26 protein-coding genes are annotated in these 21096 nt (G+C 57.7%); all 26 read left to right on the top strand.

Going from position 1 to position 21096, the window contains the following annotated elements:
* The first annotated feature begins 3 nt into the window (after positions 1 to 3).
* The 26 genes from HY011_33825 to HY011_33700 all read left to right on the top strand — a co-directional run bounded on the left by HY011_33825 (position 4) and on the right by HY011_33700 (position 21095).
* Entirely contained in the window at positions 4 to 687 is a 684-nt protein-coding gene (locus tag HY011_33825; GenBank protein ID MBI3427930.1) for a response regulator transcription factor, read from the top strand.
* Between the two features lie 188 nt (positions 688 to 875).
* Entirely contained in the window at positions 876 to 1229 is a 354-nt protein-coding gene (locus HY011_33820; GenBank protein ID MBI3427929.1) for a response regulator transcription factor, read from the top strand.
* A gap of 85 nt (positions 1230 to 1314) precedes the next feature.
* Positions 1315 to 1776, top strand: a complete 462-nt coding sequence (locus tag HY011_33815) for a hypothetical protein (GenBank protein ID MBI3427928.1) — start codon at positions 1315 to 1317, stop codon at positions 1774 to 1776.
* A gap of 84 nt (positions 1777 to 1860) precedes the next feature.
* Entirely contained in the window at positions 1861 to 2526 is a 666-nt protein-coding gene (locus HY011_33810) for a sigma-70 family RNA polymerase sigma factor (protein ID MBI3427927.1), read from the top strand.
* Positions 2527 to 2759: 233 nt separating this feature from the next.
* Complete coding sequence (locus HY011_33805) at positions 2760 to 3062, top strand: hypothetical protein (protein MBI3427926.1); 303 nt, start codon at positions 2760 to 2762, stop codon at positions 3060 to 3062.
* Positions 3063 to 3096: 34 nt separating this feature from the next.
* On the top strand, positions 3097 to 3963 hold the full coding sequence (locus tag HY011_33800; GenBank protein MBI3427925.1) for an RNA polymerase sigma factor: 867 nt from the start codon (positions 3097 to 3099) through the stop codon (positions 3961 to 3963).
* Positions 3960 to 4568 (top strand): DUF3347 domain-containing protein, encoded by a 609-nt coding sequence (locus HY011_33795; protein MBI3427924.1) that lies wholly within the window; start codon positions 3960 to 3962, stop codon positions 4566 to 4568. The genes HY011_33800 and HY011_33795 overlap by 4 nt, the downstream gene beginning before the upstream one ends.
* Positions 4569 to 4643: 75 nt before the next feature.
* A complete protein-coding gene (locus HY011_33790) occupies positions 4644 to 4898 on the top strand; it encodes a hypothetical protein (GenBank protein MBI3427923.1) in 255 nt (84 codons plus the stop codon).
* A 4-nt stretch (positions 4899 to 4902) separates the two neighbouring features.
* Positions 4903 to 5412, top strand: a complete 510-nt coding sequence (locus tag HY011_33785) for a hypothetical protein (protein ID MBI3427922.1) — start codon at positions 4903 to 4905, stop codon at positions 5410 to 5412.
* 47 nt (positions 5413 to 5459) lie between these two features.
* Complete coding sequence (locus tag HY011_33780; protein MBI3427921.1) at positions 5460 to 5804, top strand: P-II family nitrogen regulator; 345 nt, start codon at positions 5460 to 5462, stop codon at positions 5802 to 5804.
* Between the two features lie 54 nt (positions 5805 to 5858).
* Complete coding sequence (locus HY011_33775; GenBank protein ID MBI3427920.1) at positions 5859 to 6269, top strand: response regulator; 411 nt, start codon at positions 5859 to 5861, stop codon at positions 6267 to 6269.
* Between the two features lie 62 nt (positions 6270 to 6331).
* Complete coding sequence (locus tag HY011_33770; GenBank protein MBI3427919.1) at positions 6332 to 7102, top strand: sulfite exporter TauE/SafE family protein; 771 nt, start codon at positions 6332 to 6334, stop codon at positions 7100 to 7102.
* 41 nt (positions 7103 to 7143) lie between these two features.
* Positions 7144 to 7719, top strand: a complete 576-nt coding sequence (locus tag HY011_33765; protein ID MBI3427918.1) for a hypothetical protein — start codon at positions 7144 to 7146, stop codon at positions 7717 to 7719.
* Positions 7720 to 7915: 196 nt separating this feature from the next.
* Entirely contained in the window at positions 7916 to 9262 is a 1347-nt protein-coding gene (locus HY011_33760; protein ID MBI3427917.1) for a DNA/RNA non-specific endonuclease, read from the top strand.
* Positions 9231 to 10544 (top strand): HEAT repeat domain-containing protein, encoded by a 1314-nt coding sequence (locus tag HY011_33755; protein MBI3427916.1) that lies wholly within the window; start codon positions 9231 to 9233, stop codon positions 10542 to 10544. Before HY011_33760 ends, HY011_33755 begins: the two co-directional genes overlap by 32 nt.
* A 96-nt stretch (positions 10545 to 10640) precedes the next feature.
* Entirely contained in the window at positions 10641 to 11006 is a 366-nt protein-coding gene (locus HY011_33750) for an isoamylase early set domain-containing protein (protein ID MBI3427915.1), read from the top strand.
* Positions 11007 to 11048: 42 nt separating this feature from the next.
* Positions 11049 to 11636, top strand: coding sequence for a hypothetical protein (locus HY011_33745; GenBank protein ID MBI3427914.1), 588 nt, complete (start codon positions 11049 to 11051; stop codon positions 11634 to 11636).
* Between the two features lie 34 nt (positions 11637 to 11670).
* Positions 11671 to 11967 carry a hypothetical protein gene (locus HY011_33740; GenBank protein MBI3427913.1) on the top strand — a complete coding sequence of 99 codons (297 nt, stop codon included), beginning with the start codon at positions 11671 to 11673 and terminating at the stop codon, positions 11965 to 11967.
* A gap of 65 nt (positions 11968 to 12032) precedes the next feature.
* Positions 12033 to 12503 (top strand): hypothetical protein, encoded by a 471-nt coding sequence (locus tag HY011_33735; GenBank protein ID MBI3427912.1) that lies wholly within the window; start codon positions 12033 to 12035, stop codon positions 12501 to 12503.
* A 36-nt stretch (positions 12504 to 12539) separates the two neighbouring features.
* The gene (locus tag HY011_33730; protein ID MBI3427911.1) at positions 12540 to 12842 is read left to right on the top strand and encodes a hypothetical protein; all 303 of its coding nucleotides are present in this window, start codon (positions 12540 to 12542) and stop codon (positions 12840 to 12842) included.
* Between the two features lie 59 nt (positions 12843 to 12901).
* Positions 12902 to 13243, top strand: a complete 342-nt coding sequence (locus HY011_33725) for a hypothetical protein (GenBank protein ID MBI3427910.1) — start codon at positions 12902 to 12904, stop codon at positions 13241 to 13243.
* Positions 13240 to 13623, top strand: coding sequence for a hypothetical protein (locus HY011_33720; protein ID MBI3427909.1), 384 nt, complete (start codon positions 13240 to 13242; stop codon positions 13621 to 13623). The genes HY011_33725 and HY011_33720 overlap by 4 nt, the downstream gene beginning before the upstream one ends.
* A 361-nt stretch (positions 13624 to 13984) precedes the next feature.
* On the top strand, positions 13985 to 15406 hold the full coding sequence (locus tag HY011_33715) for a TolC family protein (GenBank protein MBI3427908.1): 1422 nt from the start codon (positions 13985 to 13987) through the stop codon (positions 15404 to 15406).
* Positions 15407 to 15424: 18 nt separating this feature from the next.
* The gene (locus HY011_33710; GenBank protein ID MBI3427907.1) at positions 15425 to 15844 is read left to right on the top strand and encodes a hypothetical protein; all 420 of its coding nucleotides are present in this window, start codon (positions 15425 to 15427) and stop codon (positions 15842 to 15844) included.
* Position 15845: 1 nt separating this feature from the next.
* Positions 15846 to 17792 (top strand): efflux RND transporter periplasmic adaptor subunit, encoded by a 1947-nt coding sequence (locus tag HY011_33705; GenBank protein ID MBI3427906.1) that lies wholly within the window; start codon positions 15846 to 15848, stop codon positions 17790 to 17792.
* A gap of 18 nt (positions 17793 to 17810) precedes the next feature.
* Entirely contained in the window at positions 17811 to 21095 is a 3285-nt protein-coding gene (locus tag HY011_33700; protein ID MBI3427905.1) for an efflux RND transporter permease subunit, read from the top strand.
* Position 21096 lies beyond the last annotated feature (1 nt).

The following is a 21096-nucleotide window of genomic DNA, read 5'->3' as shown; positions in this document are numbered from 1 at the left end:
GACATGTCAGAAAAAACGCGAAACCAACCCCTGCCAAAGTGGAAGAGAATTCTGCTCGTGGACGACCATCCGCTAATGCGGCGTGGGCAAGCCGATTTATTGAGCCGTGAACAAGACTTGATGGTCTGCGGCGAGGCTGGCACGGCACGCGAAGCAATGGAGGCCATTGCGAAATTGAAACCCGACATTGTGCTCATGGATATGGCGTTGCCTGACAAAGATGGTCTGGAACTTATCAAGGACATTCAAGCCGTCCATCCCGGCTTGCCTGTGCTCGCGATGTCCATGCAAGAGGAGTCACTTTACGCCGCGCGGGTCTTGCGGGCCGGAGGACGCGGCTACGTGATGAAAGCTGAAGGACCAGAGCAACTCGTAGCAGCAATCCGCACCGTGTTGAACGGACAAATCGCCGTGAGTCCGCGCATGTCAGCCAAGATTTTGGAATCCGTGGCCGCGCCATCCGGCAAAGTAGGCGGTGGGCCGGAATCCAAATTAAGCGACCGCGAATTGGAAGTGATGCGCCTTTTTGGCGAAGGCTGGAGCACAGACGAAATCGCGCAGCGTCTTCATCTCAGTCCCAAAACCGTGGACGTGCATCGGATGCACATCAAAGAAAAGCTGGAATTGAAGACTACGCCGGAGTTTCAGCGGTTCGCCATCCGGTGGGTTGCCTCACAGGGCGGATAGCTCGCGCGATTTCTCAAGGCAATTTTCGGGCTTTCGCTTCGACCGCTGCCACACAAGCGGCATTTTTCCTATCCCGATAAGCATTTTCTTTATTTGCGCCTGACTCTCCCGCCAATGGGCAAAACCGTCCTGCCCGTCATGATTGTGGTGTGAAGAATAGAGTATTCGTCATTGAGGATCACAAGTTGATGCGCCGAAGCATCGTCGAGGCGCTGGAACGCGAACCCGACCTGGCCGTGTGCGGCGAGGCGGAAGACGCACCGGAAGCGTTCGCCGCCATCGTGACAGTCCGGCCAGACCTCGTGCTGACCGACATTCAACTGAAGTCTTCCAGTGGACTGGACCTGATCAAAACCCTTCACGCGAGAATTCCCACGCTTCCCATAATCGCGACCACCATGTTCGACGTGAGGCGCAACGAACGGCTTGCCCGCGAAGCTGGCGCATCAGGTTTTGCCTCCAAACAGGATGGACCGGAGAAGTTGATCGCCATCGTTCACAAACTGTTAAAGACCGACAAAGAACCTGATGAAGTCATTTGAGCCTGTGGCCGTGGCTGACAAAGCCAATGTCGTGGGTTTGCCCCGAAACAAACAACAACCAGTAAAATAAATGAAAGGAACAAAAATGAAGACCAACAAAACAGTCCATCAAACAATGCTCGGCTTAATCGTGACATTCGCCTTGGCGATGTCAGTCACAGTTCGCGCGGACGAACCGATGAAGCCAATGAAAGGCGGCGAGCATCAACTCATGCTGCTCAAGGAAGTGAAAACCACCAAGGACGCCGCGGCGTTGAAGGATGACGACACGATGGCGATGGTGTGCAGCAAGTGCAAAACCGTGTGGGTCACCCGCGTAAAGCAGGGCACGAAGGGCGCGCAGCTTCTGATGGAAGGCGGCCAGCCGAAGGAATTGATCGGCACACATGCGTGCGCGGGCTGCAATTCCACCATTACCGTCACCGGCCACGCCAAGGGCGACATCACCGAACTCAAGCACAGTTGCAAGGCGTGTGGCGATGACTCCGCATTTTGCTGCGCCACAACCAAAGATGCCAAGCCAACCAATGGCATGGAGAAGAAATAACGCGCATTGCCCGCCGGGGCGAGGCGTGACGGCATGAGTCCGTCCGCCCGCCCCGATGCGGAGAGGCGCAGATGAATTGAAGCCATGTTCTCGCAGCAGCCAACCACGCATCCCGGCATCAGCACCTTGCCGGTGCAGACGGAGGCAGATTGCTCTCAAGCGAAGCCCGCCGATGCCGACGAGCAAGATCGCCTCGACATGGCGCGGTTGGCGTCGGGACATGGCGCGGCGTTGAACAGTTTGATGGAACGCCACGCGGAACGGATCTTCCAGTATTTGGTTCGTTCATTGCAAAACGAGGAGGACGCGGCGGATTTGGCGCAGGAAACGTTCGTCCGCGTTTATCAGAATCGGGCGAAGTTCGACACCGACAAGAGATTCTCCACCTGGCTCTACGCCATCGCCAGCAACCTCGTTCGCGACCGTTACCGCTGGCGCGGACGCCATCAGCAGGTCTCGCTCGATGCGGAAAACGAAGTCACGGGTGATAGCTTCAGAGAATCGCTGCCCGAAAACAGGCCGTCGCCAAGTGAAGCCACACAAGCCGAGGAACGGGCGGAGACCGTGCGCCGCGCGGTTGCCGCGCTCCCCGACAAGTGGCGCATCCCGCTGGTGCTGGCGGAATACGAGGAGAAGTCCCACGCGGAGATCGGTGAGATTCTAAATTGTTCCGCCAAAGCGGTCGAGGTGCGCATCTACAAAGCGCGTCAGCAACTCCGCGAAAGCCTCGCGCCACTGCTGGCGGAATAGGTTGCCGAGCGAAATTCGGCTGCGCGCAAGGAACGCACGGACCATTCCATTCTAACCGGGCGGCGCAATTTCTCCGTATTTGGCAGAGGGAAGCGTTGTTCTGCGGCGTATCAAGGTTCGACGAAGTTTATGAAAACGCCCGTGAAAATTCCTCTGCGCGAATGGTCCAGCACCGGATTTGAAGTCCCCATCGCTCAGGGAAATCCCCGTTCGCGAGCGGGAAAGGAATCCTCATGTCCAGAAACAACAAAACTACAGCAACGCCTTCCGCTTCCGGCAAACGTGCCTGCCGGTTTGAGTTTCAGAGCAGCAAAGCCAAGGCCGTGTGCATCGCCGGTTCGTTCAACGACTGGCAGCCGGGCGCAACGCCAATGGTTGCTCTCGGTGACGGTCGTTGGGTAAAAGAACTCACACTCCCGCCGGGCCGCTACGAATACCGCTTGGTGGTGGATGGCGATTGGGTTGATGACCCGAACGCCAAAGAGACCGTGGCAAACCCACATGGCGGAGCGAACGCCGTGCTAACCGTTGGTTGACGCCGTGCGCCGTGTCTGACTTGGGAGCGACTTCATGGCTCTGATTCTTTTACTTTCCGACACAACGACCCAGACTTTGGACCGAAACGGCAAGTCAGTTTCGCCTGCGAACGGAAGCGAACATCCGATTGGCCAAGAGGCGAAGTGGACATGGAGTCGCACAACGCAGACGCTCGTAGTTGATACCCACCATACAGGTAGCCGATCCGGCCCTCTCCCGGTTGAAAAGGATTTGTGTCTCACGCCAAGCCGGAGCACGAACGGACAGGAAGCGATTGCCAGACAGGATGCGGTGGACATGGCCTGCCTGTGCCGGGATGAAGACGAAGCGCTGACGCGCTTGATGCAGCGTCATGCCGCCCGTCTGCATGGTGTAATTGCACGGATGCTGAAGGACTGGAACGAGGCGGCGGACGTTGTGGACGAGGCTTTCATCCGCGTCTATCGCCACCGACATAGGTTTGATTTGCAGGCGAGGTTCACGACCTGGCTTTACACCATTGCCTTTAATCTGGCCCGCAACCGCCTTCGTCATCGCGCCCGCCAGCCCGAAATCATTTCGCTGGAGGAGCTGAACGAGGAGGAACTGGAATCGCAACAGACTGTCCCGGCCCGCGAGCCAGCGCCGGATGTTCGTTTGGAGCACGAGGAAGAAATGCGTGGCTTGGAGGATTCGCTCGCGGCTCTGCCGCCTCAACTGCGCGAGCCAGTGCGCCTGTTCGCCTACGACGAGCTTTCGCAAATTGAGATCGGCAGCCTGCTGCAATGCTCCGCCAAAGCGGTCGAGTCGCGACTATATCATGCGCGCAAACAGTTGCGCGCCGACTTCGAGCGATTTCTCCATCCCCGGATTTCCATTTGTCCGTTCAAACCTCAACACAAAATCGAAACAAAAACATGAAGAAAGAAATGTTGGTTCTATCCATCCTCACTGCGGGTTTTATCACTCTCCCGTCCTTTGCGGCTCAAGCCGGTTGTTGTGGCGGCGAAGACACGGCTGCAATGCCAGGCTGCTCACAAAAGTCCGGGCACGACGCGCACGACGCGCAGGCAACCGCCGCCACCAGCAAATTGCCTCAGCCCGTCGCCGCCGTTTTCGACGGCTACATCCAGATTCAAACCGCGCTGGCCGGCGATTTGCTCGAAGGTGCGACAACGAGCGCGCAGGCAATTGCCAAGTCGGTGAAGGAAGACAAGGCGAATACATTTTCGACGACGATTGGGCAGCAGGCGGAAGCCGTGGCCAAAGCCAAAGACCTGGCTGCCGCACGCGAAGCGTTCAAGCCGTTGAGTGAATCGCTCATTCAATTCGCAGCCAAGGACTCGACGGTGTCCGGCCTCTATCGGCAGGTGCATTGCGCGATGGCAAAAGCCAGTTGGCTGCAAACCGGAACAATCGTGAGCAATCCTTACATGGGCAAAGCAATGGCGCGCTGCGGCCAGTTTGTCAAAGCCAGCCCCGCTGGAACGCCTGAACCCGCGGATCATTCGGCGCACATGCACTGACAACAGCGCGCCGGGCGACATCACGAACATCGTCAAACGCACATGAGGACAGGACGCACCGCAACCAAGCTGGAGTTGCGGTGCGTTCTGTTCAAGCTCCAGCGGGCCTTCGTTCATCGCGTCACCCTCGCGGGAACATTTAACGGCTGGAATCCAACCGCCACACCGATGTGTCCGGCAGGTCGCGGACGGTGGGCGCGCATGTTGTTCCTGTCGCCAGGCCGCTACGATTATGCCTTGGTGGTTGACGGGCAGGTTGTCAACAACCCGGCAAGAAACGGGACGGCGAAAGTCGCTGGTGGAGGGGTGAACTCCGTGTTGGTCGTATAAAGGAATGGCTGCGAAACAAGCGGTCACATGCGTCAGCGCGAAGCAGGTGACGGCTGACGAGAAAGGCAAAGTCATGAAGATCACACGGCGCTTTAAGCATCTGGCCGCATGGGCGGCACTCCTCACGGTGGGATTGGCGGTCACGGGTTGCGCGTCATCGGGAGGCAAATCAACCACGCGCGTTTATGAAGAACGCAAATTCATTCCGCTGTATCACGTCAAGAACACTGGCGACGAACTGAATCTCAAGAAAGGCGACGCCGTCGCGATGGCCTGCGCCAAGTGCAAGACCGTCTTGTTCGCTGACGTGAACAGGCCACGAAACCGGTTTTTCACGCCGTTCGAGCATCGGCATTATTGTCCGGGTTGCAAATCCACGATCACCGTGACGGGCCGGGGTTTTGGCGCGAAGGAACAGGTCGAGCATACATGCGAGGCATGTGGAAGCGACTCGGTGTTTTGCTGCGCAACGCATCGCGGAGCGCCACCGACCGAAGGCATGTCGCCAAAGTAGAGCAGCGCAAGCTACTCGGACGCCACGAATCCAAAGCATCCATTCCCATGAAAGAGATCAAAGCCTACGTGGGCGAAAATTTTCTGGAGCACGTCTTGGGACGCTTGACCGAGGAAGGCGCGACCGATGTGGCCGTCTCCCACGTCATCGCCATCGGCGCGTTCGCCGACGCCGAACAATTCCGTCTGAAGATGTTCAAACAGTATTGGGAGAAATACTCCAACATTGCCAAGGTCGAAATCGCGTGTGCCGATGCCGACGTGGATCGTTTTGTGCGAGTGTTGCGCGAGCCGTTTTACACCGGCGAAAAAGGTGACGGGAGAATTTTTGTTCTGAACATCGAACGCGCCATCAACATTCGTTCCGGCGAGGAAGGCGAGAAGGCGTTGTGACAGATGCCCGCTAACGCCGCGAGGGTTGGCAAGCAAGCCGACGTATCACCAGATATGGATGCAGAAACAAGACCGGTTCTTGTCGTGGACGACAATCCGTTGACCGCGCGCTGGGTGGAAAGCCTGGTGCGCCGCATGGGATTTGAAGTTATCGTTGCCTTTGATGGCGAAGACGCCATCCGCCAGCTCGCCGAACAGCCGGTCGGGACGGTCATCAGCGATGTCGAGATGCCCGTAATGAACGGCTTCGATTTGCTCCAGTTCATCCGCCTCCGCTGGCCGGAACTGCCGGTCATTTTGATGAGCGCCACCAGCAACGCGGAGCGCCGCGAGGCCGCGCGCCGCTTTGGTGCAATGGCGTTTCTCGAAAAGCCGGTGAACTCGGACCAACTGGCCGCGCTCATTGGTGCGAGGACGCATCCCAACCAACCGGTAGAGGGCTTGCACCTGTTCGAGATCATTTGAACGGGTGAAACGTCGGCACATGAGTCGCACTTGACGCGAGCGACAAACTGCAATGAACCGCAATGACGCTGATTCTCGGTTTAATTGTGGGAGTCCTGTTTGGGTTGACCGGCAACGGTGGTTCAACACTCGCCGTGCCATTGCTGGTCTATGCCCTGCATCTGCGCCCCCACGCGGCGGTTTGCACTTCGATGATCGCCGTCGGTGCGATGGCGGGAGTGCGTGCGGCGCAGACCACGCGCGGCGGTGGAATTGATAAACGCCTGGGCTGGCAGCTTGCCTTCGGCGGTTTAGCGGGCGCGCCCGTTGGCGCGTTGATTGGCCGACACCTGCCTGAACGCTGGCTGCTGCTGGTATTTGCCGCGCTCGTGTTGATTGTGGCGGTGCGGTTGTGGATTCAACAATCCAACGGCACGCCAAACTCGTCCGGCCAGGCGTGTGAAAACTCCGATGCAAAGTCGCATCAGTTTTTCCGGCTGGCATCGCTTGGGTTCGGCACAGGCGTTCTTTCGGGACTGCTTGGCGTGGGCGGCGGATTCATTCTCGTTCCCGGATTGGTGCTCATCAGTCGCGTGGAGATTCATCGCGCCATCGCGACCGCCATGTTCAGCGTCGCGCTGGTGAGCGCCGTCGCCACGGGATCGCATTTCCTCGCGGGCCAGCGGGTGTCTTGGGAAACGACCGGCCTGTTCACGCTCGGCGGAATGATTGGCCTGTGGCCGGGCACATGGCTAGCCGCCCGGCTGTCCGGCCTCTGGCTCACGCGAGTGCTCGCAACCGGCCTTCTGCTTTTGGGCGCGTTCATCGTTGTTCACAGTCTTCTCAAGAATTGATTGGGCGAGAGGGATTCGTCCGCCTGGTGCGTAACAAAATCATGATGCTTCCGAAATCCATCGCCGCGACATGCAAACCAAAGGGCGATTCACCAATCACCGTGGCACTGGCTTACGATGACGATGCGGCCTTTCGCGCGGCGAAGGAAGTGTATCTTGGCGTGGTCCGCAGTTTGACCGTCGAATTTCAATTCCTTGATTTCTGGTGGCGCTTCGACGCGCTGACGGAGCGGAATCTGTTCGCCCGCGCCGTGGGCATCGCCGCCGAGGCAGACATCGTATTTTGTTGCCCGAGCAATCCGCATGTGCTGCCGCGCCCGGTGCAAGATTGGCTGTGCCACTGGCTCACGCGGCGCACGCAGCCGGATGGCGCACTGGTGATTCTGCTTCCGTTTACGGCCGGAACGACACCGTCGCAGACGCTTGTGGAGCGCGACCTGCGCGAGACGGCCCGCGTCAGCGGTCTGGCCTGCTTTGTGAATTACTATTTGTCAGGTCACGCGCCCCACCAACCAACCCGCACCTTTGAATTGTCAAAGCATGTCGGCGAGGACTTGGACACAGTGCGCGTAGTCCAGCAGGGTGCGGCCGTGAATCATTGGGGGTTGAATGAGTGACGTATCCCGCGAACCTGAAGCAAACAAAACGAATTTGGGCCGGTTCAGGAAACCAAAATGAGACCCAATGGAAAGGAAGTGATGCCGATTAGTTGACCCAAGCGAAAAGCGCGGCCCGCTTTGGAACCAGCCGTTTCACGGGCCGCGCCAACAAACTGACACTCGAAGAACCACAAGTGCGCCAAATGACTTCTCCATGAGAACCCCAATTTATCCACTTCCCAGCCGAGCCATCCTACGGCTGCTTCTCGCCGGCTCAGTGCTCGTTCTTTCACTCCAGCAAGGGAAGGCGATTATTGACATCAATCTCCAGATGCAACTTGGAAACCCCACCGGGGCTACCGCCGATGCCACCAATCAACTCCATCATCTTCACTATCTGATTCAGCACCCCCAGTATGCGCTCGATTATAGCGATACCAATCGTCAGCCAAATTGGGTGAGCTGGGACTTAACTGCGGGCGATGTCGGCTCAAGCGGGCGAACCGACGCCTGGGCAGTCGAAACGAATGTGCCATCGGACTTTCACCCCGTACCCACCAGCACGTTTGGTTCAGTCAACAGCCAAAGCTATGACCGTGGCCACATGTGCCCCTCGGCTGATCGCACGGACACCGTGGCTGACAACGAAAAGACATTCATCATGTCGAACATCATTCCGCAGGCGTCGCAGAACAACCAAGGTCTGTGGGCGACCTTCGAGAATTATTCCCGCACCCTCATTTCTTCCCAGGAATTGCTCATTATTTCCGGCCCGAGCAATTTCGGCACGAATCGAATCCTCTCCGGCGGCCATGCCGCCATCGCTTCAAATGTCTGGAAGATTGTTGTGTGTGTTCCGCTAGGCGCTGGCACTGCATTGAGCCGAATTACGAACACCGACCCTAACTCCATCCGCGTCATCGCTCTCAATACTCCCAACGACGCTTCGGTGTCTAGCAAGACGTGGACGACTTTCGTCACGTCAACTAAACAGATTCAACAAGAAACCGGCTATAACTTCTTCAGCGCCTTGCCGAACAACCTCGCGTGGGTGCTGCGCAGTAAAGTGGACGGTCAGTCGCCTGCCTCGCCCGGCTCGATAAGTTTCTCACCGCAAAATGGTCCTGTCGGCACTAGCGTTACCATCACGGGCGCGAACCTCGATTCGATCACCAACGTCACGTTCAACGGCATCCGTGCGTCGTATGACATAAATTCCCCCACGCAGATCACCGCACTCGTGCCTGCCGTAGCCAGTTCCGGCCCGGTAAGCGTCCGAGGACTTGGCGGGAATGTTGTTGGCTCGTCCAACTTCATTGTCACGACGGGAACGGTTTCGCCGTTCCCGATTACAGCCGCAAGGTTCGTCGGCCCAAACCGATTCGTGATTACTTGGACTTCCGTTTCTAGTCACACCTACCAAGTCCAGTCCGCCACCAGTGTGGCTGCGGGTAATTGGACGACCAACGCTACGCTAACCGCCACCGCTAGTTCAAGCTCTTGGACCAATCTAGCAGCCTCCGGGGCTTGTGAAATATATCGCGTGGTTGACACTCCGTGAAATCCCGCGCTGGAACTCTCCGCTTGTGGCAATGAATCACCATTGGTCCAAATTCAATAGACGCGATGGCTGGTGGTTGGCGGGCTTGGCCGTTTTCGGTTTGGTCGCGCTAATTGCTTGGAAACCCTTGCGGCATGAATTGGCGATGTCACTAACGCTGCGCTCGGATGCGCCCTCCGACTCGGTTCTTTCAGAACTTGCCGACGAAGCACCAAACCGAGGGCAAGCTTTGGAGCGAATGTGGCGGAGTGGCAATCTGACCGCGCGGCAGTTTGTAATGGAACACCTCAAGGCGCGCCTTCACACAGAACCGGCATTCGCTGGCACAATGGCAGCAATTGTGAATGAAGCGGCTAACGATCCCGATTTGAATGTGCGCGAGCCAGCGATGAGCATTTTAGCCGAAGACAAACACCCGGATTCTCTGGTCTTGCTTCGGCAACAACTGAGCGATGCCGACCCAGCCGTGCGCGTGCTCGCGCTCCAGCAACTTCAACGTGTTGCTAATTCCAACGACGTGCCGCTGGCGATTCACCTCCTCGATGATCCGGACGCGCGCGTGGTTGTGCAAGCTGCCATGCTGCTTCGCAAGACAACCGGATTGGATTTCGGAATCCGTTCGAGCCACGCGCTGCCGAAATTCACACGTTCAGACGAAGCCCCACTCCCGCCTTTCAATCTCGACGCGATCCGTCGCGGCGCTCAAGAGTGGCGCGAATGGTGGGCGCAGCATCGAGCAGAATTTCCGCAGCCATCCCCGCCGCCGCGTATCATTGCCGGCAAATTGCCCGCCAAAGAGTTTGCTCTCGAAGATTCGGAGGGAAGATTGATCCATCTCTCCGACTTCCATGGCAAGGCCGTTCTGCTTTGCTTTTGGAAAATCGGCAATGCTGTAAGCTTCGATGATGCGACTACGCTCAAGCAATTGCAGGAACAGGAATCCCGGCGACTGACGGTCGTCGGCATCGCGTTTGACCCAGCCGTCGGCCCGCAAGACGACTGCGGCGGTGGACACGGGCATCAACACAATCACGCGCACGTTACTGACCCTCATGCTAATTGCGCGGCGACCAAGCCCGCTCTCAGGGAGCTTGTCACGCGAATGAGTATCAATCATCCGGTGCTATTGGACGCAAATGGCTCTCTCGTCTTCCGCTTCAACGTGCAAGAAGTTCCGACCTACGCGCTGATTGATGCGCAGGGAAATTTGCGCCGACGTTTCGCAGGGTCGCGTGAACTCTCCACCTGGACGGCGATGGTGGAAGAAATTTCAAGCCGTTGATTTCCATCATTGGTCCAGTTTTCGTTCGTTCACAATCACGCGTCCGTTTCTTCAGCAAGGGCGGGAGTCGTGGGCGGCGTAGATATAGGTAAAGTTATGCAACCGAACTACGCAACGGCGGATATTGATTTCGTGGAAGCCGAAACATCTCGGCGCTCATCGGGTTCATGCTTCCCGACAAACTACTACTCCGCGAAGCGGATGAGCAAACCAGTCAGCTTGTTCCACCGATCCGCCCAAGCCGGAGCGGTATTTGTGACGGGGGATTTCAACGACTGGAATCACACCTCGCATCCGATGCAACGCCAACCCGACGGCGGCTGGACGATTCAAATTCCGCTCCATCACGGCCACCATCGTTACCTGTTCCTAGTTGATGGCGTCCCGACGCTGGATGCCCACGCGCTGGGCACTGCGCGCGGCCCGCAAGGAGAAAAGGTGTCATTGATTGCGGTGAGTTAACGCCGCTGCTCGCACTCAATTTGCAGAGAGGATTCCATCCCGTTGTTCGATTGCCCCGCAGTGAGCAAAAAATGTTCGACGAAAGGCAAGGAATGGCAAAGGGGATTTCCACTCTCCGAACGTATTAAAGGGGGAACGGCAAAGACATCGCCGGAAATAGCAAACAACGACAGCAAACACTTTACTATGAAAACGACTCAAACACTTCTGCTGGGAGCGGTCGCCGCTGCCCTCCTCACTGCAACCGCAACCGTCCAGGCCGCCGTCTTCTCGGTCTCGGACTTGTCCAACCGCGCCATCGCCGCCAGCCCGCGCGCAAAGGAGCAGTTTCCTTGGCTGACACGTCAGTCGCCGGCAACGACGACACCAAGCACGCGCTTCGACAGCGTTCCAGCCAACATCAGGAACAACCGCGCGCTCGCCGCCATTCCGCGCATGTTGGAGCAGTTCCCGCAGTTGGCCCGCGTCACCACCGTGAAGCCAGCGACCACCCCAGCGTCCGCGAACAGTGAGGTTGCCAGGGTGCTCAAGAACCGCGCTTACGCGGCCAGCCCGAGGGCGATTGAACAGTTTCCCTGGCTCGCACGGGGTTACAAACCCGCGTCCTTCGAGGTCGCGCCGCTCAAGTAGAGGCGGAATGAACTCACGACAAAAGACCACGAATATGAAAACGAATCGAATCACGGCGTTGGCCCGGCTCACAATCGCAACGGCCCTGCTCGTTTCGAGCGCGGGAATCATCGTCGCCGCCGAAACCTCGACCGCCAAAGGCGGCGCGTCACAGTTGATTCAACTGCACGCTCCGAACAACGCCACTCCATCAGTGACCGTCTGGATACCCAAGAAGGCAACCCGAAGCAGGGGGGAAATTGCGACGGCCAAAGGCGGTGCAACCAGGCTGATCTATCTGCACGCGCCGAATAACGTCACGCCATCGGTCACAATCTGGACCGGCAAATAGACGATTCACAACGGGCGAAAGGGATCACACCAACAAACAAACCACCACATAACGAAAGGCAAACTATGAAACGAACAAATAACATCCTGATCGCGACGCTGGCAGGCATCGCCCTGTCTCTGTTCGCCGGTTCGGCACAGGCCCAATACAAACCCACCGGTGACGATGGCATCACCGCGTCACCCAGGCTGCGACAGCAACTCGACGAGTATCGCCGCAATCATTCAACCAACTCCGTTGCGGTCGAAGTGCCGCAGATGGCGTGTCCGAAGTGCAAGGACGAAGTGCTCAAGACGAAGGACTGGACGGCGCGGGGCGCAAACAAGCCCTACGTTACCATCGTCCGTCATCTGTGCGGAGGTTGCGGCACTGAATGGAGCATCGTGGGTCACGGCAAAGCCAAACAATCCGTCGCCACCCACACCTGCTCGTCATGCGGCGCGGAAAGTGCCGCCTGCTGCAATACCAGCAAAGGCAGCACTGCTGCCACCAAGGGTATGGAGAAAAAGAACGCGGAAGTCGCCCCGTTGAAGTAACGCGGTCGCGTCGCCAACCGCAAACACGAACCGGTTATGGGAATCTGGCTCATCGTAATCCTGTGGACGCTCCTCGCAGCCATCTTCGTTCTGGCAATGTGCGCAGCGGCGTCCCGTCCGATTCCCACGCCGGAAAACAGCAATCTCATTGAGCAATCATCAATGAACTCCAAAAGCACAATTCGATCACCGCGCGCAATCAATGCGTGCCGAGCGGCAGCGCTGGCCGTATTGCTCGCGGTGATCACGACATCCTGCGCCACGAACCACACGGGTTATCGCACGAGCGGCGTCAGCAATGAGCCGGTGAAGGGCGCGACGTTGTTGATGCAACATTAAGCAGCGTGGCGTGCGAATTATCACTCGCACAATTTCCGTTATCCAACCTACGCAAGACCATGAAACTCCCCACGCTCAATTTAACTCATTTTCTGATTCTGTTCGGGGTGACGTTAGCGGCATTCGAGACTCAGGCGCGTCCTCCCGTGCAGCATCCGGCTCAAGGTGTGGTTCAAAGCATTGACCTGACGAACCACACTCTGGTTCTGACCGAACCCAAGGCCGCTACCAGTCGCATCTTCATCTGGAAGGATTCCACGCGCTTTCGTGTTGGCTGGCAAAAGGCTTCACCTGATTCGCTCCATGCAGGCCAGCCCATCAAGGTGTATTACCGCAGAGAGAGCGGGCGACTTGTGCTGCGTGAAGTGCGCTGGAGCAAGGAAAAACAGGGTAAAAAATGAAAAACGCCCAAAGATACTTGCTGTTTGTCGGATTGATTCTCGCGTTCGCGGGTTTGCTTTGGTCCGGCTGCGCAAGTCATCGCGCCTACCCCGGACCGATCCACGGGTTGAGCTTCAACGGCACTGTCCAGTCCATAGACCTTACGAACCAAAGCCTCACCTTGTTGCCTTTGAAGCCGGGTGAACCTGTTGTTTTCGCGTGGGACAGGAGCACAAAGTTTTGGAAGAACGGGATTCCGATCCGGCCCGACGAAGTTGAACCAGGGAAATCTGTGCGAGTTCATTTCCATCCGGCATCGGGCACGCAAGCGCATTTCGCGGCCAGCCAATACATCGCACACCACGTCTATGTCTCCGTGCCATACGCCCCGCTTCATTGAGCAGGCTGGAGAAAAAATGGAGGGATTTTGTCTCCGATGACGTAATCAATGTGCGGAGCGGAAAAGCTCCCGATCACAAAGCGGAAAATTGTGCGACTCCGCTGCCCCAAAGGATGGGGGCGGAGTCGCGATGGTAATAGAGCAACGACAAAACCTTGAAGATGATCATGAAACCAGTCCAACACCGCTCCAAAATCAACTTCGCACGCATCGCGCTCGCGGTAGCACTGGCAGGTGCGATCTTCTTGGCGGGATGCGCTTCTTCCGGCGGCGGCGCAACCGACCACTCCACGCATCAGGGTTCATGTCATTAGCACGATCCAGTTCGTCGTCGTAACGGAATTGAACGAATCTCGACAGCATGAATTTAGAAAATAAATCCCGCCGCTGGCTCACTGGCGCAACCAGTCTTGTGCTCGTTGGTTTGCTGCTGGCCGGTTGCAAAGGCATTCCCACGAAAGCCGAGAAGGCCGCACGCCGTCAGGCGGAGGCGGCGGCGAGCGGCTACCGCCCGCATGGTGAAAAACCCGCGTTACCTGAACTGACCGGCGAGTCCGGCTTGAGCAACTATCTCGCGTTCGCACTGCTCAACCAGCCCAAGGTGGAAGCGGCTTACTACGATTGGCTGGCATCCATTGAACGCATCACCCAGGCGCGGTCGCTGCCTGACCCGCAGTTGACGTTTCAAATGGACATTCAAAACATTGTCACGTCTGTGATGCCCGGCCTGATGGGAACGATTCCGTGGCCGGACAAGCTGCGAGTTGGCGCGCAGATCGCGTCGGCGGAAAGCCAATCCCGGTATTTCACGTTTCAATCAGCGGCGCTCGCGAGCGCTTTCGACGTGAAGCGCGCCTATTACCAGCTCTATTTCCTTGCAGAAAAAATCCGCGTTGATCGCGAGACGTTGCAACTATTGAGCGACGTGGAGAAATCCGCCCGCGCCCAAAACGAAGTCGGCAAAGCCACCTTGCAGGACGTGCTGCGCGCCCAAATCGAACAAGACAGCCTCAAAACAGAAATCGCCAATCTCGACGACTCGCGCAGCGCGCTCATGGCGCAATTCAAAGCCGCGCTAGGCTTGGGCGGGACTGACCCCGAACCACCGATGCCCGGACGATTCGAGTCCACCGCGCTGGACCTTTCCGGCGATCAGGTGTTTGAAACGGCCTTGGCGCAAAACACCCAACTCAAGGCGATGGCGGCTGACGTGCGCGCTGCCGAAGCCTCGATCACCTTGGCCAAACGGTCGCGCTTGCCGGATTTCAGCCTCGGCTTGATGGCGGACGTGAAGATGAATCCCACGCTCTATCGTCCGCTCGGCACAGTGTCGCTTCCCATCTGGCGCGACAAAATCGCGGCACAAATCGCCGAAGCGCAGGCCGGCAAGCGTTCCGCGCAGGCGCGTTTGTCCGACGAACAGATCCAACTGGCGGTGGACGTGACCGAACGGATGTATCTCTATCGCGAGGCCACACGTAATTTGGAGGTCTTGAACGATCAGCTTGTGCCCAAGGCGCTGAAGTCGCTGGAAGTCGCGCGGGCCAGTTACCTGTCCGGGCAGACGGAGTTCATCAACGTGATTGATGCCGAGCGCACGTTGCTCGGCTTCCAGTTGGACAAGGTGGAAGTCGCCGCGCAACGCGAAGTGGTTTTGGCGGAACTGTCCTTGATCGTCCGTGGAATGCCCCCGACAGGCGCGGCAATGGGCGGCAGCGTTAGCAGCAACACCCCAAAGAGCGCGCAGCCTTCCATGAGCAAAAAGAGTCGGGGCGGAATGTAACGACAAACCATACCAATCATGAACTTCTTCACGAAAAACCTCCGGCTGATCGGCATCCTGCTTTTGACGATTTTTGTCGGCGCAGCGGCGGGCCTGTATTTCGACGTGCCCACGCGCTTGCAAAACGTGAGGGCGAAAACTGTCGCTGGCGAGCAATACACCTGTCCGATGCACCCCGACGTGGTGAGCGCCAAACCGGGCGATTGCCCAAAGTGCGGCATGGCGCTCGTGCCTGCGGGAGAGGTGAAAGCAGGCCACGAGCAATGCGGCAGCAGCGGCGAGAATCATTCCGGTTGTTGCGCTGACAAGAACACGACCGAGCCTGCGTTGGAACGAACATTGCCGCCGGGACATCCGCCGATTCCCGGCTGGACGGTTGCACCGTCCGCGAACAACTCAACCAATTCCTCCGACTCGGTGACGCAATCTTCCCACTGATATGAAATCCAAGACCATTGTTGCCATCATTGCCATCGCCGCAGTTGGCGTCGGCGCATTCTTTATCGGACGTTCCACCGGTCACAACCATACGGCCGCGAGCGAGTCCGCCAAGGAAGGCAAAACCCTTTACACCTGCGGAATGCACCCACAGGTCGTTCAAGACACGCCCGGCAACTGCCCAATTTGCGGGATGAAGCTCACGCCCATTCGCAAACAGGCATCAGGTGCAGGCGGCACACCTGCCACGTCCGGCGAACGGAAGATCAAATACTACAAGTCCACCATGAATCCCGGCGAGGTGAAGCCCGGGCCGGGCAAGGATAGCATGGGCATGGACATGGTGGCGGTTTACGAGGACGAAGCGGCAGCGGCAGAATCTTCCGCCATTGCGGTTGACCCGGTGACCACGCAGACCATGGGCATCCGAACCGCGACCGTCACGCGTGGGCCGCTGCGCCGGGCCATTCGCACGGTCGGCGCGATTGAATACAACGAAACGGCTCTGGCGGACGTGACGACCAAATTCAAAGGCTGGATTGAAAAGCTTTACGTGAATGCCACCGGGCAACTGGTGATGAAGGGCGATCCGTTGTTCGAGATTTATTCGCCCGAACTTTACAGCGCGCAAGTCGAGTATCTTCTCGCCACCGATCCGACGAACAAAGTGGGCGCGGGCAATGATGCGCTCAAAACTTCCGCGCTGACGAAATTGAAATTCTTCGACATTTCCGACGAGCAAATCGCCGAACTGGAGAAGACGCGCAAGGCGACGAAGACATTGCGAATTGTCGCGCCGCAGGATGGATTTGTGGCCGATAAAATGGTGGTGCAAGGCCAGATGGTGGACGCCGGCATGAAGATTTACCGGCTGGCTGACTTGGGACTGGTCTGGGTGCAGGCGCAGATTTACGAACAGGATTTGGTTTACCTCAAGCTCGGCCAGGAAGCGACCGTCACACTTTCGTATCTGAATGACCGCGAGTTCCGTGGGCGAGTGACTTACATCTATCCGAATGTGGACGAGAAAACCCGCACCGCAAAAGTGAGGATGGAATTCCACAACCCCGGCTATTTCCTCAAACCCGGAATGTTCGCCACGGTTCAGGTTATGTCGGAGTTAGAGCCATCCGCGTTACTCGTGCCTGATATGGCCGTTTTGCGCAGCGGCGAGAAGACCACTGTTTTCGTCGCGTTGGACGGCGGCAAGTTCGATCCGCGCACCGTCACGCTCGGTCCGCAGGCCGAGGGTGATATGTATCAAGTGTTGAGTGGGTTGAGCGAAAGCGAACGAATCGTTACGTCCGGCCAATTCATGCTCGATTCGGAAAGCCAACTTCGCGAGGCCATCCAAAAAATGCTCAAGCCAAAAGAGGCCACCGCAAAAGCGCCAACTGCCGGAGAAAGAGCAACAGACACAGGCACGACAACCAAAGGTCACGAAGGAATGCCCGGCATGGCTTCCGCCACCACAAACGCCACCGTCAAATACATCTGCCCGATGCCGGAGCACGTCTCCATTGAATACAACCAACCCGGCAAGTGCCCGCTGTGCGCCATGACGCTCGTGCCCGTGTCTCAAGCGACGCTGAAAAAGCTACAACCCGGCGGGAAGCTTCTTCACTACACCTGCCCGATGCCCGAACACGGCGACGTGCATGAGGCCAAGCCGGGCAACTGCCCCAAATGCGGCATGACACTCATTCCCGTGATGGAAGCGCCGCCCATTCCCGCTGCGTCCGCAAGTTCAGCCGCGATTCCTTCCACACTCTATACCTGCCCGATGGCAGCCCACGCTGACGTGGTCTCGGACAAACCGGGCAAATGTCCGAAGTGCGAAATGGAACTGGTGATTACCAGCACTGTTCCGCATGGAAAAATCGCGGAGGAAAACTGGCGCAAGCAGCATCCACCGATGGGGTCTCCCGCGCACGACCACAAAAACTGAGCGTAAAGGAACATTACCATGCTCAAAGGCATCATAGATTTTTCGCTCAAAAACAAATTCATCGTTCTGCTGGGAACGATTGTCCTGGTGCTGGTCGGCGTTTACTCGGTGAAGAACATCCCGCTGGATGCGCTGCCTGACCAGTCAGACGTGCAGGTCATCGTCTATACGGAATGGCCCGGCCAAGCGCCGCAGATCGTTCAGGATCAGGTCACGTATCCGCTCACCACGAAGATGCTCTCCGTGCCGAAGGCGAAGGTTGTTCGCGGCTATTCGTTTTACGGCTATTCGTTCGTGTATGTCATTTTTCAGGATGGCACTGACCCTTATTGGGCACGCACGCGTGTGCTTGAATATCTGAGCGGCCTGAGCGGGCGCTTGCCCCAGGGCGTCGCGCCGTCCCTTGGCCCGGACGCAACAGGCGTCGGTTGGGCGTTCATGTATTCCATCAACTCAACCAACCGCGACCTCGCCCAACTCCGCTCCATGCAGGACTGGTATCTGCGTTATCAATTGGCTTCCGTCGAAGGTGTGTCCGAAGTTGCGTCCATCGGCGGCTTCGTGAAGCAATATCAGGTCACGGTTGATCCCACCAAACTCCGCGCCTACAACCTTTCGATTTCCGAAGTGGCAATGGCGGTGAAGAAAAGCAACGGCGAAGTCGGCGGACGTTCCATCGAACTGTCGGAAAAGGAATTCATTCTCCGAGTCCGCGGTTACATCACAAGCCTTGAGGATTTGAAGAAAGTTGCGGTCGGCGTTGGCGAAGGCGGCGTGCCGATTCTGTTGAGCCAGGTCGCCAACGTGCAGCTTGGCCCGGATATGCGCCGGGGCATCGCGGAATTGAACGGCGAAGGTGAAACCGTCGGTGGTGTCGTGGTTGTCCGTTACGGCGCGAATGCGCGGCAAGTCATTCTCGACGTGAAGCAACGGCTCGACGAGGCAATGAAGGGCCTGCCAGCGGACGTGCATTACAGCGTCGCCTACGATCGCACCGCATTGATTGGCCGCGCGGTGAAGACGCTCGAAGAAAAGCTCATCGAGGAAAGCATCGTCGTGGCGTTGGTGTGCATCGCCTTTCTGATGCACCTGCGCAGCGCGTTTGTGGCGATTCTCATTCTACCCATCGCCGTGCTGATGTCGTTTTCCGTCATGTATGGCCAGGGCATCAGCTCGAACATCATGTCGCTCGGCGGCATTGCCATCGCCATTGGCGCGATGGTGGACGCGGTCATCATCATGATCGAGAACGCGCACAAACACATGGAGCACGACCAGGGCAAAAAGCCGCATTGGGAAATCATTCGCGATGCCTCCATTGAAGTCGGTCCGACGTTGTTTTATTCGCTGCTCGTCATCACGGTGTCGTTCATCCCTGTATTCACTTTGCAGGCGCAGGAAGGGCGGTTGTTCAAACCTCTGGCCTTCACCAAGACTTACTCGATGGGTGCAGCCGCGCTGCTCTCCATCACGCTCGCGCCGATTTTGATGGGCTTCTTCATTCGCGGCAAAATCCCAGCGGAGGAAAAGAATCCCATCAATCGCTTCCTCATCTGGCTTTATCATCCGGTGATTGATTTCGTCATCAAATGGCGCTGGTCGGTTATCTTCAGTGCCGCCGCCCTCATCGTCTGGGTGTTTTTCCCATGGAACAGCCTGGTTGCGAAAATTCTTCCCGACGGCAAAGCCAAGGAGTGGGCGTTCAAGGTCGGGAAAGTTTTCCCTTACCAGAACATCGGTTCGGAGTATATGCCGCCGCTCTACGAAGGCGATCTGCTCTACATGCCGACAACCTTTCCGGGCATCTCGCCCACCAAGGCGCGCGAGATCGTTCAAGTCACCGACAAAATCATCAAGAGCTTCCCGGAGGTTCATCATGTCTTTGGCAAGATTGGCCGCGCGGAATCAGCCACTGACCCTGCGCCGTTCGACATGATCGAGACGACCATCATGCTCAAGGAAGAAAAGGACTGGCCCGCCGTGGACATCAAGGACGAGAGCGGCAAAGTCATCGCGCATCGTTCGCGCACACCCGACGAATTGGTGGACGCGATGAACGCCGCCGTCCAGATACCCGGCTTGAACAACGCCTGGACCATGCCCATCAAGACCCGCATTGACATGCTCGCCACCGGGATCAAGACGCCCGTCGGCATCAAAATCGCCGGGCCGGACTTGGCGGAACTGGAGCGCGTCGCGTCAGAGGTGGAAGCGGTGGTGAAAGGTGTGCCCGGCACGTTGAGTGCGTTTGCGGAACGGACGATGGGCGGCAATTACGTCGAGTTCAACATTGACCGCGATGCCATCGCCCGCTACGGCCTCACGGTTGGCGATGTGCAGGAAGTGCTTGAAGTCGCGTTGGGCGGTATGCCGCTGACCACGACCGTCGAAGGCTTGGAGCGTTACGCTGTTAATCTTCGTTACAGCCGCGATTTCCGCGAAAACCTCGGCGCGCTCCGTGAAATCGTCGTGCCGACACCCACCGGCGCGCAAGTGCCGCTTGGTCAACTGGCGAAAATCGAAACCGTCCACGCGCCGATGGGAATCAAGAGTGAAGCCGCCGTGCCCAACGCCTGGATTTACGTGGACGTGAAAGGCATTGACGTGGGCACTTACGTTCAGACGGCCATGCGCGCCGTCAACGACGCTGTCGCCAGCGGCACGATCAAACTACCCAGCGGCTACAACATCTTTTGGAGCGGCCAATACGAATACATGATTCGCGCCCAACAACGGTTGATGATTGTTGTGCCACTCACGCTGCTCATCATCATCCTCATCATCTATCTCAACACCCGCTCCGCCATCAAAACCGCCATTGTCATGCTGGCCGTGCCGTTCTCGCTGGTGGGCGCGTTCGCGGTGGTTCATTGGCTTGGCTACAACATGAGCGTCGCCGTTTGGGTTGGCATCATCGCGCTGGCCGGCCTCGACGCCGAAACCGGCGTGGTCATGTTGCTCTACCTCGACATCGCCCACGCCCAATGGATCAAAGATGGCAAGATGCGCAACCTCACCGACCTGCGCGACGCCATTTACCACGGTGCAGTCAAGCGCGTCCGCCCGAAAGCCATGACCGCCTGCGTCATTATCGCGGGCCTTGCGCCCATTCTCTGGAGTCACGGCGCGGGTGCGGACGTGATGAAACGCATCGCCACCCCGATGGTCGGCGGCGTTGTGACTTCCACGCTGATGGAACTGCTGGTCTATCCGGCCATTTACTATCTGTGGCGTTCGCGGGCCATCAATCGTCAAAACCAGCCACCCGAACCCGGCTTGCCGGCAATCCCGGCGTCAAACTGAA

It is taken from the genome of Acidobacteriota bacterium, from assembly GCA_016196035.1.
Classification (GTDB): Bacteria; Acidobacteriota; Blastocatellia; order RBC074; family RBC074; genus JACPYM01.
Note: the sequence above shows the minus strand (reverse complement) of the source record. Positions and strands in the feature narration are given on the sequence as shown.

What these genes read in the sequence shown, in the direction of transcription:
- HY011_33825 (MBI3427930.1), top strand. Translation starts at nt 4, where the DNA reads ATGTCAGAAAAAACGCGAAACCAACCCCTGCCAAAGTGGAAGAGAATT.
- HY011_33820 (MBI3427929.1), top strand. Translation starts at nt 876, where the DNA reads ATGCGCCGAAGCATCGTCGAGGCGCTGGAACGCGAACCCGACCTGGCC.
- HY011_33815 (MBI3427928.1), top strand. Translation starts at nt 1,315, where the DNA reads ATGAAGACCAACAAAACAGTCCATCAAACAATGCTCGGCTTAATCGTG.
- HY011_33810 (MBI3427927.1), top strand. Translation starts at nt 1,861, where the DNA reads ATGTTCTCGCAGCAGCCAACCACGCATCCCGGCATCAGCACCTTGCCG.
- HY011_33805 (MBI3427926.1), top strand. Translation starts at nt 2,760, where the DNA reads ATGTCCAGAAACAACAAAACTACAGCAACGCCTTCCGCTTCCGGCAAA.
- HY011_33800 (MBI3427925.1), top strand. Translation starts at nt 3,097, where the DNA reads ATGGCTCTGATTCTTTTACTTTCCGACACAACGACCCAGACTTTGGAC.
- HY011_33795 (MBI3427924.1), top strand. Translation starts at nt 3,960, where the DNA reads ATGAAGAAAGAAATGTTGGTTCTATCCATCCTCACTGCGGGTTTTATC.
- HY011_33785 (MBI3427922.1), top strand. Translation starts at nt 4,903, where the DNA reads ATGGCTGCGAAACAAGCGGTCACATGCGTCAGCGCGAAGCAGGTGACG.
- HY011_33780 (MBI3427921.1), top strand. Translation starts at nt 5,460, where the DNA reads ATGAAAGAGATCAAAGCCTACGTGGGCGAAAATTTTCTGGAGCACGTC.
- HY011_33775 (MBI3427920.1), top strand. Translation starts at nt 5,859, where the DNA reads ATGGATGCAGAAACAAGACCGGTTCTTGTCGTGGACGACAATCCGTTG.
- HY011_33770 (MBI3427919.1), top strand. Translation starts at nt 6,332, where the DNA reads ATGACGCTGATTCTCGGTTTAATTGTGGGAGTCCTGTTTGGGTTGACC.
- HY011_33765 (MBI3427918.1), top strand. Translation starts at nt 7,144, where the DNA reads ATGATGCTTCCGAAATCCATCGCCGCGACATGCAAACCAAAGGGCGAT.
- HY011_33760 (MBI3427917.1), top strand. Translation starts at nt 7,916, where the DNA reads ATGAGAACCCCAATTTATCCACTTCCCAGCCGAGCCATCCTACGGCTG.
- HY011_33750 (MBI3427915.1), top strand. Translation starts at nt 10,641, where the DNA reads ATGCAACCGAACTACGCAACGGCGGATATTGATTTCGTGGAAGCCGAA.
- HY011_33740 (MBI3427913.1), top strand. Translation starts at nt 11,671, where the DNA reads ATGAAAACGAATCGAATCACGGCGTTGGCCCGGCTCACAATCGCAACG.
- HY011_33735 (MBI3427912.1), top strand. Translation starts at nt 12,033, where the DNA reads ATGAAACGAACAAATAACATCCTGATCGCGACGCTGGCAGGCATCGCC.
- HY011_33730 (MBI3427911.1), top strand. Translation starts at nt 12,540, where the DNA reads ATGGGAATCTGGCTCATCGTAATCCTGTGGACGCTCCTCGCAGCCATC.
- HY011_33725 (MBI3427910.1), top strand. Translation starts at nt 12,902, where the DNA reads ATGAAACTCCCCACGCTCAATTTAACTCATTTTCTGATTCTGTTCGGG.
- HY011_33720 (MBI3427909.1), top strand. Translation starts at nt 13,240, where the DNA reads ATGAAAAACGCCCAAAGATACTTGCTGTTTGTCGGATTGATTCTCGCG.
- HY011_33715 (MBI3427908.1), top strand. Translation starts at nt 13,985, where the DNA reads ATGAATTTAGAAAATAAATCCCGCCGCTGGCTCACTGGCGCAACCAGT.
- HY011_33710 (MBI3427907.1), top strand. Translation starts at nt 15,425, where the DNA reads ATGAACTTCTTCACGAAAAACCTCCGGCTGATCGGCATCCTGCTTTTG.
- HY011_33705 (MBI3427906.1), top strand. Translation starts at nt 15,846, where the DNA reads ATGAAATCCAAGACCATTGTTGCCATCATTGCCATCGCCGCAGTTGGC.
- HY011_33700 (MBI3427905.1), top strand. Translation starts at nt 17,811, where the DNA reads ATGCTCAAAGGCATCATAGATTTTTCGCTCAAAAACAAATTCATCGTT.